Genomic DNA, 16,411 nt, shown 5'->3' with positions numbered 1-16,411 from the left:
CTCGACGCTCGGCGACCGGCCGCGTGTGCTGCGTTCATGCAAGAAAACAGGACCCCCTGGACAACTTGTTGTGCTGCAACGACACCCCGTGTCGTTGCAGCACAACAAGAGGCCACATCAGCCCATGCGCCGCTGTTGCGGTGCCTCCGCTGCCCGACGAGTTGAGCGAAGGAGCAGCGCTCAGGAGGAACGGCCGGTGAACCGTGTCTCTTCCGGTCAGCTGTTCGGCCGAGGGCTGACCCCGGACGTCCAGTTGTCCGTCATGTACTCCCGCTTGCCGATCACGGTGACAGCATCGAGTCGCGCCACGTCGTCGGCCGTGAGTACGACCTCGGTTGCCCGGATGTTCTGTTCGAGGAAGGCGATACGCCTGGTACCGGGGATCGGCACCACATCGGGTGCCTTGGCGAGCAGCCAGGCCAGTGATATCTGTCCCGGAGCGGCCTCGTGGGCGGCTGCGATCTCCCGCACAACGTCAAGAGTGGTGAGGTTCTTGTCCAGCGTGCCTTCGGCGTACTGGGGCATGGTGCGTCGCCAGTCGTTCTCGGGGAGGTCGTCGCGCGAGGTGATGGCGCCGGTCAGCGCACCGCGGCCGAGGGGGCTGTAGGGGACGACGCTGATGCCCAGTTCCCGGGCCAAGGGGAAAATCTGGGCTTCGATGTCACGCGCCCACAGTGACCATTCGGTCTCCACCGCCGTGATGGGGTGCACCGCGTGCGCCCTGCGGATCGTATCGGGAGCGGCTTCGGACAGTCCGAGGTGGCGAATCTTGCCCTCGGTGACCAGTTCGGCCATCGCGCCGACGGTCTCCTCGATCGGCAGGTCGGGGTCGACGCGGTGCAGGTAGTACAGGTCGATGTAATCGGTCTTCAGAGAGGTGAGGGAGCGTTCGACGCACTCGCGCATATAGGTGGGAGTGCCGTTCAGGACAGGGGGATTCCCGCCCATGGGCGGAGCGACGATGCCGAACTTGGTGGCGAGTACGACCGACTCGCGGCGCCCGGTCAGCGCCCGGCCGAGGATCTGCTCGCTGTCACCGTAGATGTCGGCGGTGTCGAGCAGGGTGACACCGAGATCCAGGGCCCTGCTGATCAGATTCTCGGGGGAGTCACCGGCGGCGGCCGACTGGCCGTAAGCCGCCGCGTAGCCCATGGCGCCGAAGCCCACGGCACCGACTGCGAGGTGCCCGCCGAGAGTACGGGTGGGAATGCTCATTCTGTGTCCTTCATTGACTGAGGTCGCGTCGAATCCACAACGTGTCGTCGGGCGAGGCCGCGTGTTCTCGGGGAGGTCTGCCAGTAAGCGGAGGCATGATCAGTCGGGTTCCCGACTGGCCGTAGTTCCTCAGGCGTTGATCAGGCCACCCCCGTCCGCATGGATGTTCTGCCCGGTGATCCACCGGCTGTCGTCCGATGCGAGAAACACGGTCACCGGCGCCACATCCTCGTAGGGGTCCCCCGCACGACCGAACGGGTTGTTCACGAAGCTCTTCTCGATGTGTTCGCGCGTCCGGGGTTCCATCCAGTCGAGCCCACCGGAGATGTTGTCCGTCATGCCGTTCGGGCACAGCGTATTGACGCGAATGTTGTGTTTTCCCCATTCCCTCGCGACAACGCGTGACAGTCCTCGGACCGCTTCCTTCGCCGCCGCGTACGGGGCGTACAGCGCGTCGCCCATCACCCCGGCTTCCGAGGCGAAGTTGATGATGGAGGCGCCGGCACCGGTCCGGTCGCGCATGTAGGGAAAACACAGCTTCATGAGGTGCCAGTAGGCGTATACGGAGCTGCGCATCTCGACGTCGAGATCGTCGATGGTCTTCTCGAGGAACGGCGCCGGGACCGTAATCGTGTGCGCGTTGTTGACGAGTGTGTCGATCGTGCCGAATCTCTCGGCTGCCGCGGTCACGAACGCGGACAACGCGTCGTGGTCCACGATGTCGACCGGCATCGCCAGGACCTCGGCTCCCCGCTCCTCGCAGATGCGCCGGGTCTCGGAGAGCTTTCCCTCGTTTCTCGCGCAGATCGCGAGACGTGCTCCCTCTTCGGCGATCCGGATCGCCTGCTGCTTGCCCAGGCCCGAGGAGGCTCCGGTGAGCAGTACGACTTTCCCGTCCAGCTTTCCCATGTGTCTGCTTTCTTCATATCGAGAGGTTGACGGCGGCGGCGATGCCGTCGCCGCCGGCGTCCCTGGCTGCCCGGACGGTGGTTTCGGCCGATGTCCCGACGACGTCGCCGACCACGATCCGGGCGCCCCCGGCGCCGAGGAACGTCGCGGTGGCGGCGGCGATTCCGCCGGCTCCGGCGAAGACGATGACCTTGTCGTGCAGGCCCTGCATAAGTGATCTCCTACGTACTCGGTGACGGATCGGCCGCGGGGCGGGGCCGGCAGTCTCAGGTGATCTTCACGACCGGGCCCGGGGTGATGCCGTTCTCGTTGAAGGAGTCGACGGCGACCCAGTAGTCGTGTCCGGCGTTCAGGCTGCGGAGATCGAGGTCGTTCTGCTCGTAAAGCAGCCAGCTGTGGTAGAGCTTGTCGGGCGCGATTCCGTAGCGGACGTTGTATCCGTGGGCTGTCCGGCAGGGGTTCCACTCGATCCGTGCCTGACGGCCGTCGACGCGTTCGGCTCGCGCCGTGGCAGCCTCCGGAGCCGCCCCGTCGCCGGTGCCGAAGACGCGTAGGCCGCTGATGGAGAAGGGGCCGCCGAAGGGCATACGGCCGGCCGTGACTCTGACGAATCGAGCGCGTCGGGCGGGTTCGAGGACCACGAGCGCGTGCGGAGCATCTTCGCCCGACCCTCGGTTGTCCGAGACCGTGTACCACTGCTCGCCGTCCCGCGAGACCTCGATGAGCACTTCGGTCGGCTGGAGTTCCGGATAGATCGCCCGCCAGGCACCGGCGGCCTCACCACCGTCGGTTCTCCCGGGCGCGTACGCGGCCAGGTCCTGGTCGGCGAGGTTGAGCTGAATCGCCGTGACAGTACGCTCCTCGCCGAGGTCGATCCGGAGCCACTCGCCGGGCCGGTCCGTTCCGGCGGTCCACCAGGTGCGGATGTCCTCGTTGACCGCGAGGCCGGGGGCATGGCCCTCCGCGCTGGACGAGGCGGCCGTCTTCGCGCGGAACGACTGCAGCATCCACCCGGTGAAGGTTCCGGTCCACGGGTCGACCCGACGGTCCGGCGCGATCATCGGATAGTCCGCGAAGTTCTGGTTGCAGAAGAGCACGCCGTCGGCGTCGAAGCCGGCGGGGAACAGCCCGACGCGCCGTTCGAATTCGTGGTGCACCGAGATACGCATGGTCGAGGCGTGCCACCAGTTGCCGTACTCGTCCTGGAAGGTGCTGCCGTGGCCCGCGCCGGTGATGAAACCGCCGGGCTTGGACGAGAACGGGCTGTTCGGTGCGTACGCGAACGGCCCGAGCGGCGATGACGCGGTGTAGTAGCCGTCCGCGTAGGTGTTCCATTCCGTGCCCGGCGCGGAGTACTGCAGGTAGTAGGTGTCCTGGTGGCGGGTCATCCAAGCGCCTTCGATGAACGGGGCGTCACCGAGGTACGCGGCGATCGCCTTCGCCAGTTCCGTCGTGGGCGCGGTCTTGACGTGGTTCTCCCCGACCTGCTCCCAGCCGTGCCGCTCGGGATCACCGCCGATGAGCGGGACCGGTTCGCCGATCCTGGCCATGGTCGACGGGTCGACACGGACGCCGGTGATGGGCTCCTTGTTCGAGCACCCCCAGTAGAAGTAGACGGCGCCGTCGTCGTCCTCGAAGAGATTCGGGTCCCAGAAGGGGAACCCCGGATTCACCAGCGTGAAGTCGTCGGTCAGGGGCTCCTCGCTGCGGAAGAACGGGCTGTCGGTCTGCCGCGACGCCGAGACAAGGAGAGCGCCGTTGATCTCCCGGACGTCGGGGGCGTAGTCGAGCGCCGGAAGTCTGCTGCTGGCCCGGTACTCCCAGGTCAGCAGGTCCGTCGAATGCCAGAAGCCGGCCGACATCGACGCGAAGAGGTAGAACCGGCCTCGGTAACGGATCACCGACGGGTCGGCCGCTTCCCGGTGTACGGTCCGCCCACCGCTCATGGGGCGCAGGTCCTGGTAGCGATAGGGGAGGTTCAGTGGGTTGCAGATGACCGCTGTCGTGCCGTCGCGGGAGTCGGAGGTCATGAGGGCCTGCCTTCCTTCTTCGTGGGTGGAAGCGGAGCGGGAACCGCTCAGCAGCGATACGAGCCAGTCGCCGTCGATGGCGCCGCCGGTCAGATTGAGGATCTGGGCCATCGGCATCGACGCCACCATGCTCATCCGGTCGCCGTCGTCGTCCGGTTCCGTCCCGCCCTGCGCCATGAGCGGTGCCATACGCGCCAGAAGCGGAGGCCCCGCCACGGGGTGCGCGAGCCATTCGCCGGCGTTCGACTGAAGCGACAGCGGCGGTTCGACGCCGTCACCGTCGAGGTGGACGGCCTGCTCGTGGAGGACGGCAGCGGCGTTCTCACCGATCTGGACAGCGTAGGTGCCTTCCGGAACGACCCATCGGGAGAGGAGGACATCCCAGTACGCGAAGGCACGCCGGTCCAGCCGGAGGCGAATCTCCTTCGCCTGCCCGGGATCGAGGTGGGTCTTGGCGAACGCGGCGAGCACGCGCTCCGGGCGCCGCACGGGGCCGGCCTGTGTGGAGACGTACACCTGCGTCACGTACTTTCCGGCACGCGTTCCCGTGTTGGTGACAGTGACGGCCACTGATGCCTCAGCGGGTCCTTCGGCCCGCACCCGCGGCTCGGACACCTCAAAGTCGGTGTAGCTCAGGCCGTGCCCGAAGGGGTATCGGACCGGGACGCCCACCGTCTCGTAGTGGCGATACCCCACCATGACGCCCTCGGTGTAGCGAACGTGCCCCTGTTCCCCGGGGAACGACAGGAAGGTGGGGGTGTCCTCGATGCGGTGGGGGATGGTCTCCGCGAGCCGGCCGGAGGGGTTGGCCACGCCGAAAAGCAGATCGGCGAGCGCCGCGCCGCCACCCTGGCCGAGGAGGAAACCCTCCAGGATCGCGTCGGCATCGTCGTGCCACTCCTCGAGCGAGACCACTCCTCCGTTCGCGAGTACGACAACGGTCCGCCGCGCGCTCGCCGCGATCTCCCTGATGAGCTGGGTCTGCGCGGGCGGGAGTTCAAGACGTTCACGGTCGAGGCCCTCGGTCTCCTCGGCCTCCGGATTGCCCGCGAAGACAACGGCCACCTCGACCCCTGCCGCCGCGCGCACCGCTTCCTCGCGGAGTGTGCCGGCGTCGCCGTCCTCGTCCCGGGTATCGAATCCTCGCGCGTAGGTGACGGTGGTGCCCCGCGCGGCGGCATGGGCTTCGATGAACTCCAGCGGTACGTCGACACGGGTCGCGTTCACATGGGAGCTGCCACCGCCCTGGTAGCGGGGAACGGTCGCGAACTCCCCGGTCACGAGGACGGACGACGGCCGGCCGAGCGGAAGAGTGTGGTGCGTGTTCTTCAGGAGTACCGCGCACTCCGCGGCGAGTTCGCGGGCCAGCTCGTGGTGTGCGTCGAGGTCCGGAGCGGCCGGCCGGTGTCCGGCGGTGTCGATGAGCGCGAGTACGCGCTCCGCCGCGCGATTCACCGCCGATTCCTCGACGTGACCGTCCCGTACGGCTTCGACGAGCGCCCGTGTCGAGTGGTGTCCCGGACCGGGCATGGACAGGTCCAGACCCGCGTTCAGCGCCGCGGGCCGTGCCCGCACGGCGCCCCAGTCGGAGATCACCGCGCCGGTGTACCCCCATTCCGTACGGAGGACCTGCGTGAGCAGCCACCGGTTCTCCGAGGCTTGGATGCCGTTGACCTTGTTGTAGGAACACATGACCGTGGCTGGTTCGGCCTCGGTGACGACCCGTTCGAAGACCGCCAGATGGATCTCCCGCAGCGTGCGTTCGTCGACGTCGGCGCTGATGACCATGCGCTCGGTCTCCTGGTCGTTGGCCGCGAAGTGCTTCAACGACGCCCCGACACCACCGGCCTGGAGGGCCCTCACGTAGGCGGTGGCCAGCACCCCCGACAGAAGCGGGTCCTCCGCGTAGTACTCGAAGTTGCGTCCGCCGAGGGGTGAGCGCTTGATGTTGACACCGGGGCCGAGCAGAACGTCCACTCCCAGCGCCCGTGCTTCCTCCGCGAGGGCGGCGCCGATCCTCGCCGCCACCTCCTCGCTCCAGCTCGAACCCACCGCGACAGCGGGCGGGAAGCAGGTCGCCGGCTCGCTGTGGTGCAGACCCAGGTGGTCGGTGCCGTGTTTCTGACGTCGCACACCGTGCGGACCGTCGGCGAGCACGATCGCCTCGATGCCCTCCTCGGGAATGGCCGTACTGGACCAGAAGCCGCCGCCGGTCAGCAACGATGCCTTCTGTTCGAGTGTGAGGGCGTCCAGGTCGACTTTCGCCATGCGATGTCCTTCTGTGCCGGACCCGGGTGGGGTCCACGGTGAGGTGATGAAGTGAGGGGCCGGATACCGCGACGGACGCGCGGTTCCGCTCCGGGCGCTCGTGCGCGTCAGCGAACGGATCTGACCTTCAGGACGACGAGGCCGCCGAGCACGGTGAAGACGGCGGCGGCGCAGTAGAGCAGCGCGTAGTTCTTGTCGTTCCCCGCGGTGGCGCCGACAGCGAGGAAGAGCGGGGCGACCACGGGGGCGACCGACTGGGCGATGGAGTTCGCGAGCCCGGTGATTCCGACGAACCGGCCGGCCTCCGTGTCTCTCTCCGGCATCACATCCAGGAGCAGCGCCTGGTCGACGGCAGAAAACACACCGAGCCCGAGGTTGGTGATGAACAGGCCGACGAGCAGGAGTGGAAGAGTCGTGGACAAGGCGATGATCACGGCACCGGCCGAGAACATCAGGCCGGCACCCAGGACGAACGGCTTGCGCCGGCGCAGCTTGTCGGAGACGAAACCGCTGCCGATGGCACCGGCCATTACCGCGACGACGCCCAGCATCCCGGCGGTCGCGATGACCGTACCCAGCTCGGTGACGGGGCGGCCCAGACGCTGGGCGAAGAGGAAGGCGGTGAAGGTGGAGCTGAGGGTCAGGCCGAAGTAGAACAGGAAGCGCGCGAGCCAGTTCCAGGAGAAGTCCGGGTAACGGCGCGGGTCGAAGGCGAACTTCGCCAGCAGCAGTCGGAGGTCGAGCCGACGCTCGAAGGTCTGGTCCCGGCTGTCTTCCTCGTGTACGACGAAGCAGAACAGCAGCACGAGGAGCACACCGATGACGGCCGGGACCATGAACAGCAGGACGGAGTTCCTCGCCAGGGTTCCGCCCAGCACCGAGCCGAAGACCGGAGCCGCCATGGTGACGAATCCGACGAGGCCGCCGACCTTCCCGCGCTGCGACTCCGGAAGGCGATCTGCCTGCGAGTTCGTGATGTTGCCGATGACCGTGTTCCATCCCAGAGCCGCGATCACCCACCCCACTCCGACACCGAGGATGTCGGGCGCGACGGCGATGACGAACAGCCCCAGCGAGCCGAGGAGAGAGCCGGCGACGAGCCACGGGCGGCGCCGGCCGAAGCGGGTGCGGGTGCGGTCGCTGAGGATCCCGGTGACCGGTCCCGAGATGAGGGAGAGCGTCGCCGCGGCCCCGATCACGTAACCGAGGTAGTCCTCGTGTCCCGGTGCGAGTGCCTTGATACGGATGGCCAGCGAGATCGCGATGGGGGTGACGAACGCGACGTACGCGCCGAACAGGGCGAGGAGGAGAAACCAGATGTAGCGGGCCCCCACCTTGGGCAGGACGTCGCCGGGCGTTCCGGCGTCCGCCGGCGTCCGCTCTCCGTGAAGCTCTGCCGGTACGCCGACGATCGTTGCGGGACCGATCACGGGGATCGGCGGCTCTTCGGTCTCTTCTGTCCTGCCCATGAGGACTCCTTCGTCCCTGGAAATACGGTGCGTCGTGCTTGTGGTGAGGCCGGGCTCGGGGAACTGGCGCTTTGGGGAACTGGCGCTTTGAAGGTGTACGGCGCCTGCGCGCGATTCGGGCCGGGCTGTGTCGCCCCCGTCGGCTCGGACGGTTGGCCTGACGTCGTCCCGGGCCTCGGGCCGGATCACGGCCCGTGGGGCGAACGCCGAGGTCCGCCGACTTGGTCGTGATACATCGGCGTTGCGTTGGTGTCGCGCGTCAATTACATAAACAGGCACCCTTGACGCGCGTCAATAGGTTGAAGGTGACAGATGTCGCGCGTCAATGAGCGCTACAGTGGGATCCGAACGGTTCCGACAACGAGGCAACGGGAGGCAACGGTGGTCGCCACCAGTCAGGACGTGGCCGACAGGGCCGGTGTTTCACGGTCCACCGTCAGCCAGATCTTGAACGGCCGAGGCGGATCCTTCACGGCCGAGACCCAGGACCGGGTCCGTCAGGCCGTCGCCGAACTCGGCTACGAGCCCTCCGCCGCGGGGCGGACGCTGGCCAAGGGGTCGAGCGACATCGTCATCGCGCTCATCCCCGACACCACCTTCGGTGGCAACCTCCAGGACATCTACGGTGCGCTGACCGACGAGTTGGCGAAACGCGGACTCGCCCTGGTCCTGCGGCTCTCGACACATGGCGCGGCATCACTGGACCGTCTGGTGATCGGGCTCAAGCCCCGGGCGATCCTGTCCCTCACGCCGTTCCCCGAAGAAGACAGACGGCTGCTCGAGAGCAGGGGTGTCGAGGCCATCGACCCGAATACCGCGTCACACCCGGACGTCAACTCCGAGATCGGCAGACTGCAGGCGCGCCATCTGATCGACCTGGGCCATCGGCGTCTCGCCTACGCCCACGTGCGCGATGTGCGAGGGGACACCTTCGGAGGTCCCCGCGAGCGCGAGTTCGTGAACGAATGCCGCGCGCGCGGCATCGAAAGCCCGCGGATTCTCACTCTCGGGATCAATGCCGAGGACGCGGTGGCCGCGCTGGACCAGCTCGACAGCCCGGGCTTCGCCGTCGGTTGCTACAACGACGACGTGGCGACCGCCCTGCTCCACGCCGCATCGCTCCGCCGCTGGCGCGTGCCGGAGGATCTGGCGCTGATCGGCATGGACCACACCCCTCTCTCCCGGCTCACCCACCCCCCGCTGACGACTATCGAGTACGACACGACCCGGGTGGCGGAGGTGAACGTCCAGTCGGTCCTTTCCCGTTTGGACAAGGCCGGGTTCGTCGAGGAGCCCGTCGAGGTGCGTCTCCGGCTGGTCAAGGGGAAAACCACCTGATCCCGTCGGAACCGGCGGGGTGCTGCCGAGTCCCTGTTGCGTCCGGTCAGCCGGCCGGCTCGGCGGCCTGCCCCGAGCCGGTCTGTTGCCCCGAGCCGGCCGGAGGCACCAGCATGCGGGTGAATGTCTCGGCGACGGCCGCGATGTCGACCGTGGGGTCGTGCATCCACTGGATCTGCAGCCCGTCCAGTACCGCCAGCAGGGTCCGGGCCAGGTGTTCCGCCGGTTCGTCGGCCCGTACCTCGCCGGTTCGCTGCTGCTCCTGGATGTACTCGGTGACCTCGGCAGCGAGGCCGCTGTAGCGCTCGGCGAAGTACCGGTGCGCCGGGCTTTCCGGATCGGTGGCCGCCGCCGAGAGCGTGACGTACAGCTTGGCCAGGCCGGGGTGATCGGTGGTGTGGCGTGTACTGGCCACCATGCTGTCGATCATGGGCCGCTCTTCCTCGGCGGCGACGGCGAAAGCCTTGCCGACCACGTCCCTCCGTTCCAGGACCGCGAGAAGCAGATCGTCGCGCGTGGGGAAGTAGTAGGTCAGCGCCGGCTGCGTCACTCCGACCCGGTCGGCGATGTCCTGGAGCGAGGCTCGTTCCCCGTGCTCGTCGATGGCCTCGTAAGCGGCCTGGAGGATCTGCTCCCGACGTTCCGCGCTCTTGCGGTACGGGCCTCGCGGCTTTCGCTGGTTCGTCACCCGCCAGACCGTACTTCACCGTGTTCGTCGGCGAGTCGGCGTACGGCGCGCGTTGTTGTGTCCGGACGGTCGCCGGCCTCCGGCCGTGCCGCGGGACGCGCCGCCGGAGGCCGTCTCGTCGTCGGATGTCACGGCCAGACGTTGAAGCCCTCGTGCCGCACCTGCCAGCGGCCGTCACGCGGGAAACCCGGGCAGTCGGAACCGGTGGCGTCGGTGGCGTCCCAGCCTGCCGCCATGAGGGACACCGCGGCGAGCAGGCCACCGTTGGCCGCGTTGTAGAGCGGCAGGGGGCTGCCGAACTGCGGATTGTGGCCGACCAACGAGTACGTGTTCTTCGGTGTGTCCATGAGCAGGACGTCCACGGCGAGATCGGGGCGGCCGACACGGGCAGCGGTCATCGCCATGGCCGGGAAGTCCCATCCCCAGGCGGAATCCCACTGCCAGTCGTCGAGGACATCCAGCAACGTCGCCTCCATCACGCGCGCGTCGATGAGCGGTCCGGCGGGGACGACACCGAGGGCGCACAGCATCGACGGGTGGTCGTCGCGACGGAGATGGGGGACGGTCGCGATCGCCGAGTACGTCCCGCGGTCCGGATCCCGGTGCGGCGTGGCCAGGTTGTCCTGGACGTGCTGCCACCGCTTGTCCCGGTCCAGGCCAAGACGCTCGCGCCAGGACTGGGCGATCTGCAGCCCGTACCACCAGTAGGCGAGTTCGAAGGTGGGATCCTCGGTGGTCTTCGCGTCGTAGAACTCCTGCGCGGGCATCACGGGCGCGGGCAGATGGTAGACGCCCGACCGCTCCTCCACGAAGGAGACCATGAACTGGGCCGTCTCCTGGACGAGTTCGGCGAAACGGGCCACCAGCTCCGTCCGCCGCTCCTCCTGCGCACCGCGGTAGAGCAGTTCGAGCAGATAGAGGGGATGCGGCTGCTGCCAGACAAGCAGCGCGCCGATGTCCGACGGGCTCTCCCGGCCGTCGGGGCCGATGTGCTTGGGCCAGCGAGCCCCCTCGTAGCTCTGCCGCCGGGCGGTTTCCCGCGCGGATTCGAGGATGGACAGATACCAGTCCATACTGCGGGCGAGCAGTTCGGGGCGGCCCCAGGCGGCGAAGTGAGCAGCGTGCCACCAGTGCATCTCCAGATGGAACTTGCCCTGCCAGGAATTGGCGACGAGTCCCGACTCCTGGGGCGGGAGGGAACCGGAGTTGTTCACAGCGGTCTGATACTGCGACAGCACGACACGGCGCTCCAGCTCCGCCGCCCGCGGATCGGTGCTGCCCGCGAAGTCGACCGCGGCACCTGCGGTCCAGAAGCCGCGCCACCATGCCTCGGCAGCGCCGGCCACGGACGCGAACGTGTCGCCTCCTGGTTCCTCACCCGGAGCGAAGCCGACCACAAGCTCCAGTACGGTCGCCGAACCGGTCAGTTCGAACTCGTGCGGCTCCCGGGTCGCGGAGAACGCCCCCTCGGTCCAGTCCAGCCGTACCGCGTAGACCGTGTCGTCGAGCACCCGCCGGATCCGGGCCGACCGCTCCCCCAGCCGCTCCGGGGTCGACTCGTGCCGGGCGGGCCCGGTCCAGTCGGAGGTCCGGAAGAAGCCGTCGCTGGCGTAGGGGAAGCGCAGGACGACACCCGCGAGGCCGCTCGCCAGCAGCTCCGACTCGATACGGAAGGCGACCCGCGCGTGGTGCGGATGGGCGACCGTGGTGACCCGTACCTCATGACCCGCGTACTCGAAACCGCTGGTGATCGTGCCCGTCCACAGGTCCAGCCGCTGACAGGGGTTCGTGAGCGCTCCGGGGTCCGTCTCCGGCTCGGCACCGGGAGCGGAACGCAACCGCAGTCCGACCCGCCCGAGGTCGATCCGGTGCGGGTTCGTGTGCAGCCAGGCCCCGGCGCGGGACTCCTCGGGCACCTCGCCGCCCATGATCGAGGCGATGTCGAACTTGTCCGGGTACCGCACGGGCCCGCGTGAGGTCCGGTAGGTCGACATCGCGTCGTCGAGGACGAATCCGTCGGGGTTGGGCATGGAGTGCCAGCCCCAGTTCGACATGGTCGCGTTGTGGACGGCGAGCCGCTGCTCGGCGAGGGCCGCGGACTGGTCGTGGTACGAGACGAAGGTCTGCATGCCGGTGATGTCCGCGGTGTAGGCGAAGTCGCCGTTCCCGACTGTCAGGACATGAGAAGGGTCGGGCCGGGTGATCTCGATGGTGTGGCGGCGGACGAGGGCTTCACGGTCGATCATGGTCACCGTTCCTGGTAGTGGCCTCTGCGGCTGCTTCCGGCCGTAACGACGATGGCCGCCGGGACGCCGGACGGCCGGCGCGCGCCCCTCGTACGTACGGCATCGCGTGGTGCCGACCACGAAGTCCCGGCATTGAAAATCTATCATTACAAAAATTTGGCGCCCAGGATGAGCGGCGCACCACTGGTCGCGCTGGATCCATGGGGTCAGGAGCTCAGTTCCAGCCGATCCAGTCGGCCACGGCGCGGCCCATGACCAACTCCAGGTCACGCACCCGCAACCAGGGCAGTTCCTCGGCGAACAGCGTCACCGCCTCGCGCCACGAACAGTGGAGACGCGTAATGTCCGTGCCCCAGAACATGCGCTCGGCTCCGTACGCGTCGAAGACCTGCCGCAGCACTCCGTGAGTGCTGGCGAACGGGTACGGGTCGGTTGCCATGGACGGCACACCCGTGGCCTTGACCGCGACGTTGGGATGGCGCGCGAGGGCGAGCAGGGTGTCCAGATGCGCGGCCGCCGCGGGCAGCTTTTCGAAAGGGTTCACCGCGAGGTGGTCGATCATCACCCGCATCCCGGGAAAGCGCGCGGCGATGTCACCGACGGCGGGCAGATACGGAGGCAGAACCATGACGCCCATGGCGATGCCGCGGCGGTCCGCGGCCGCCCACAGCCAGTCGAGGCCGCCCGACGCGAGGCGGTCGGCCGAATCAGGTGCCGCCAGCATGAAACGCAGGCCCAGCATGCCGGGCTTGTCCAGCCACGTATCGACCGGGGAGCCGTCCGCGGTGTCATCGAGCGGGAACCAGCCGAGGGTCGCGAACCTCTCGGGATGCTGTTTCGCCGCCTCTACGGCGTAGTCGTTCGCGTCGGCGTCCCAGATCGCCGGGCAGTTGACGGCGCGGTCCACGCCGGCCTCGTCCATGTCACGCAGAGCGGAGTCGACGGTGTACGGCGCGCGCCAGTGGTGCGGCGGCGCGCTCTCGCCTCCCCAGAGGTGGATCTGCGCGTCGATGATCTGCATGGGGTACTTCCTCTCAGTCCACGAAGGCGGGGCCCGGCAGGCCGCAGAGGCGCGCCCGCACCCAATCGGCGACGAATGCGTCGCGGTCGTGCTTGTGGTTGTAGACGCAGTGGTTGCCGTCCGAGAAGACGACCATCTGCTTGTCGTCCGTGGGAGCACCGCCCAGAAGGATCCGCGCGAGGTCCATCGAGACCATGGGGTCCTTGCCGCCCTGCACAACGAGCAGGGGATAGCCCGCGTTGGGCTCGTCGGTGAGGGGGGTGACAGTCTTCCACACACCCACCGCACGGTCCGCGTCCTCGGTTCCGCAGGCGGCCACCATCTTCGAGAAGAAGGTTCCCATCGTCGGCGGCACGAGCCACGGGGCGTGGACGCCGCCGTTGCCGACACACGCCCGGATCCGGGTGTCCCGCGCCGCGACGGCCATGGCGATGCTGCCGCCCATGCTGTTGCCGATGAAGCCGATCCGCCGGCTCCGCGAGCGCTCTTCGAGGAAGTCGACGGCTCGCCCGTAGGCGTCGCACCATTGGGCGGTGAGGTAGTGCTCGTGCGTAAGCCTCGTCTCGCCCTGGCCCGGGCCGTCGAGCAGCAGCGTGTCAATGCCGCGGTCCGCGAGCGCCACGCCCATGCTGTCGAAATCCATGGCCCAGCCTTCGACACCGCCGATAACGACGGCCGAGCCGACCGGGATGCCGCTCGCGGGTACCCACCACCCCGCCAAGGGACCGCACTCGGTGTGGATCGTGACGCGCTCATGGTCACCACCCGGTCCGGCAGCCCGTGCGTAACACTCAGCGGCCCGCGCGAAGACCGCCCGGCGACGAACGCCAGGGTCACGACCGAGGCCGAGCCGGCCTCGGCGGCCTCCTGCTGTGCTGACATTCCTGAAGCTCCTCTGTTCGGTCCGGCGGACAGGAGCGCACCGCAGCGTGAGAGGTGTCTCCTCGTCAGCGCGCTGATTGACCATGAGCTGTTACCTGCCGAGCGTCAGGACAAGGGCGCCAAGAAACGGCCCGGCGAGGGCTCGTGGGCGGACGTGCCCCCGCCTGATCCGGCAACGCTTCACGGCGTGTGCGGGTGCTTCGCCGACTCACCTGGGGGTGAATGCCTCGGTCACGGTGGCGAAGGAGGCCGCCCAGTCGGCCGTGACGATACCGGCGATGTATCCGTCGGGCCGGATCAGGATCAGCGCGTCACCGTGAACGCCGTAGATGTCGGCCAGTTGGCCGGTGTCATCGGTGATGTGGCCACTGTCGGTTCCACGCCCGCCACGGACTTCGTAGCGGCGCAGTTCGGCGCCTTCGGCCGGCCACCTCAGGTGGGGCAGAGCCTCGGCCGCGGCGGGGCCGAAGGCCAGCAAGGTGAAGTGCGGTCCTCGCAAAAGGTCGAACAGGCGGCCGGTGTCGCGGGTGGAGCACGGCGAGTCCGGTGCGCGGTCTCCCACCCGCAGGGTCTTGGTGGCCGGTGCGTCCTCGGGGGCCAGCGGGCCCCCACGGTAGGAGAGCGAGAGCTGCCGCTCTTCGTCGCCACGCTTCAGACCGGCGACCCGGTGGTCACGGAGGCTCTCGTAGAGCTCGCTGGACTTGCCGAGGACCTTCGCGGCGATCGGGAGCCGTTCGGCCTCGTAGCTGTCCAGCAGGCTGTCCGGCGCGCCGGCGATCGTCTGGCCGAGCTTCCAGCCCAGGTTGTAGGCGTCTTGCACACCTGTGTTGAGACCCTGCGCACCGGCCGGGGTGTGCACATGGGCGGCGTCGCCCGCCAGGAAAACCCGGCCCAGACGGTAGTGCTCGACGAGTCGGACGTTGGGCCGGAAGACCGAGGTCCAGGTGATGTCACGGAGCTTGAGGCCGACGAGCGCGTAGAACCGGTCGGCCAGGGCGCCGTGTTCGAGGTCCGGACTGTCGCCCGGCTTCAGCCGGATCATCACCTGGAACTGGTCGGAGTGGGGCAGCGGGCACGCACCCGCGGATGCGCGGGGCCACATGTGCCAGCGGTCGTGGGACAGGCCGTCGATCGTGCCGTCGATGATGAGCGTCTTGTCGGAGTCGTCGGTTTCTCCGGCGAAGCCGAGCCCCGTGGCGGTCCGGACGGCGCTCGCTCCGCCGTCGGCGCCGACGAGGTACTTGCTGCGTACCCGCTCGCCGGTGGAGAGTGTCGCCGTGACGCCGTCGGTGTCCTGCTCGAAGCCTTCGAGGGCGACCCCGTACTCGATGCGCAGTCCGAGGCGTCCGAGCAGCCGATGCAGGAGGGCGTCGGTGCGGTGCTGCGGCAGCAGCAGGATGTTCGGGTAGGGGACGTCCGGGGTCGGCTTGTTCCGCTGCTGCATTTTCCAGGGCACGGCGACAGGCCCGAGGTGGAGTCCCGCGAGCGGATAGGGTCCTCCCTCCGCGTGCGCCTCGCGCAGAACACCGAGATCCTCGAAGACTTCCTGGGTTCGAGGCTGAATCCCCTTGGCGCGGGAGCCCTCGAAGGCGTGCGGCGCCTTGTTGACGATACGGACGCGAAGACCGCGCCGTTGCAGGTCGGCTGCCAGGGCGGAGCCGGTCGGGCCGGCTCCGGCGACGAGGACGTCGATGTCGGCGGTGTGCGTCATGGTGATCGACCTCAACTCATTCGAACGGGGGGCGCGATGGCGATGAGCCGCCTGGCGCATCACGCCCCTCGGGCAATGGGGACGGGCGCGGGCTCTTTTACGGATACACTGTAGCCGTTTATGGAGAACGCAACAAGCGGGTCGAGCGCGGGCCCCGGCGCGTTCGACGCACGAGAAGGAAGGTGCCGACCGATGACACTTCGACGCACCCTCGGCGGACCGATCGCTGCCGCGCCCCTCGGGGCCACCGTGGCGATCACCGCACGCCACCGCGTCCTCGCCGTGATTCCACCCGAACCGCGCCATCCCCCGCTCTACCTGAAGTCGCGCCGGAGGATCCTTACCCTGCCGCACTGAACGACCGCTACCGCGCGTTGTGCCGACTGCGCGAGAACGCCACCGACCTCGGGGTGGATCGCGGCCGTATCGCCGCCGGGGACGACCGCCCGTTGCCGTCGAACCGGGCATGTACCACGGCGCCGACACACTGCTCGACGGCAAGGCACCCACAATGACCGTTTTCCGCACCACCATGGTCGACGCCCCGCGCGCGGCACTGAGCGGGGCCATGACCTCTACAGGGGGGACTTCCCCTCATCGCGGGCAGTGTGTCGTGCCCCCGGATTTCGGCCGG

12 protein-coding genes are annotated in these 16,411 nt (G+C 68.4%); 2 read left to right on the top strand and 10 right to left on the bottom strand.

The genetic code is table 11. The features are described from left to right. Positions 1-216: 216 nt before the first annotated feature. From DVK44_RS32015 to DVK44_RS31995, 5 genes are all read right to left on the bottom strand, one after another. Positions 217-1,215 carry an aldo/keto reductase gene (locus DVK44_RS32015; RefSeq protein WP_228447454.1) on the bottom strand — a complete coding sequence of 333 codons (999 nt, stop codon included), beginning with the start codon at positions 1,213-1,215 and terminating at the stop codon, positions 217-219. A 129-nt stretch (positions 1,216-1,344) separates the two neighbouring features. Next, complete coding sequence (locus tag DVK44_RS32010; protein ID WP_114664113.1) at positions 1,345-2,124, bottom strand: SDR family NAD(P)-dependent oxidoreductase; 780 nt, start codon at positions 2,122-2,124, stop codon at positions 1,345-1,347. Between the two features lie 13 nt (positions 2,125-2,137). Beyond that, positions 2,138-2,335: a hypothetical protein gene (locus DVK44_RS32005; protein ID WP_114664112.1), complete on the bottom strand. Its 198-nt coding sequence runs from the start codon at positions 2,333-2,335 to the stop codon at positions 2,138-2,140. A 55-nt stretch (positions 2,336-2,390) separates the two neighbouring features. Further along, entirely contained in the window at positions 2,391-6,422 is a 4,032-nt protein-coding gene (locus DVK44_RS36560) for a glycoside hydrolase family 3 C-terminal domain-containing protein (RefSeq protein WP_162794156.1), read from the bottom strand. Positions 6,423-6,529: 107 nt separating this feature from the next. Next, positions 6,530-7,891, bottom strand: a complete 1,362-nt coding sequence (locus DVK44_RS31995; RefSeq protein ID WP_114664111.1) for an MFS transporter — start codon at positions 7,889-7,891, stop codon at positions 6,530-6,532. Between the two features lie 402 nt (positions 7,892-8,293). Between DVK44_RS31995 and DVK44_RS31990 the strand changes: the two genes are divergently transcribed. Continuing rightward, positions 8,294-9,229 carry a LacI family DNA-binding transcriptional regulator gene (locus tag DVK44_RS31990; protein ID WP_162794154.1) on the top strand — a complete coding sequence of 312 codons (936 nt, stop codon included), beginning with the start codon at positions 8,294-8,296 and terminating at the stop codon, positions 9,227-9,229. Between the two features lie 46 nt (positions 9,230-9,275). Here DVK44_RS31990 and DVK44_RS31985 read toward each other — a convergent pair whose 3' ends face one another. From DVK44_RS31985 to DVK44_RS31965, 5 genes are all read right to left on the bottom strand, one after another. Further along, complete coding sequence (locus DVK44_RS31985; protein WP_114664109.1) at positions 9,276-9,917, bottom strand: TetR/AcrR family transcriptional regulator; 642 nt, start codon at positions 9,915-9,917, stop codon at positions 9,276-9,278. A 128-nt stretch (positions 9,918-10,045) separates the two neighbouring features. Beyond that, entirely contained in the window at positions 10,046-12,163 is a 2,118-nt protein-coding gene (locus tag DVK44_RS31980; RefSeq protein WP_228447453.1) for a hypothetical protein, read from the bottom strand. Between the two features lie 214 nt (positions 12,164-12,377). Continuing rightward, positions 12,378-13,184, bottom strand: a complete 807-nt coding sequence (locus tag DVK44_RS31975; protein WP_114664107.1) for an amidohydrolase family protein — start codon at positions 13,182-13,184, stop codon at positions 12,378-12,380. 13 nt (positions 13,185-13,197) lie between these two features. Continuing rightward, on the bottom strand, positions 13,198-14,151 hold the full coding sequence (locus DVK44_RS31970) for an alpha/beta hydrolase (RefSeq protein ID WP_114664106.1): 954 nt from the start codon (positions 14,149-14,151) through the stop codon (positions 13,198-13,200). A gap of 123 nt (positions 14,152-14,274) precedes the next feature. Next, the gene (locus DVK44_RS31965; protein ID WP_114664105.1) at positions 14,275-15,777 is read right to left on the bottom strand and encodes an FAD-dependent monooxygenase; all 1,503 of its coding nucleotides are present in this window, start codon (positions 15,775-15,777) and stop codon (positions 14,275-14,277) included. A 192-nt stretch (positions 15,778-15,969) separates the two neighbouring features. Here DVK44_RS31965 and DVK44_RS37425 point away from each other — a divergent pair, with 192 nt between their 5' ends. Next, entirely contained in the window at positions 15,970-16,134 is a 165-nt protein-coding gene (locus DVK44_RS37425) for a hypothetical protein (RefSeq protein ID WP_228447726.1), read from the top strand. Positions 16,135-16,411 lie beyond the last annotated feature (277 nt).

It is taken from the genome of Streptomyces paludis, assembly GCF_003344965.1.
Taxonomy (GTDB): Bacteria; Actinomycetota; Actinomycetes; order Streptomycetales; family Streptomycetaceae; genus Streptomyces; species Streptomyces paludis.
This window is presented reverse-complemented; position numbering and strand designations above follow the sequence as displayed.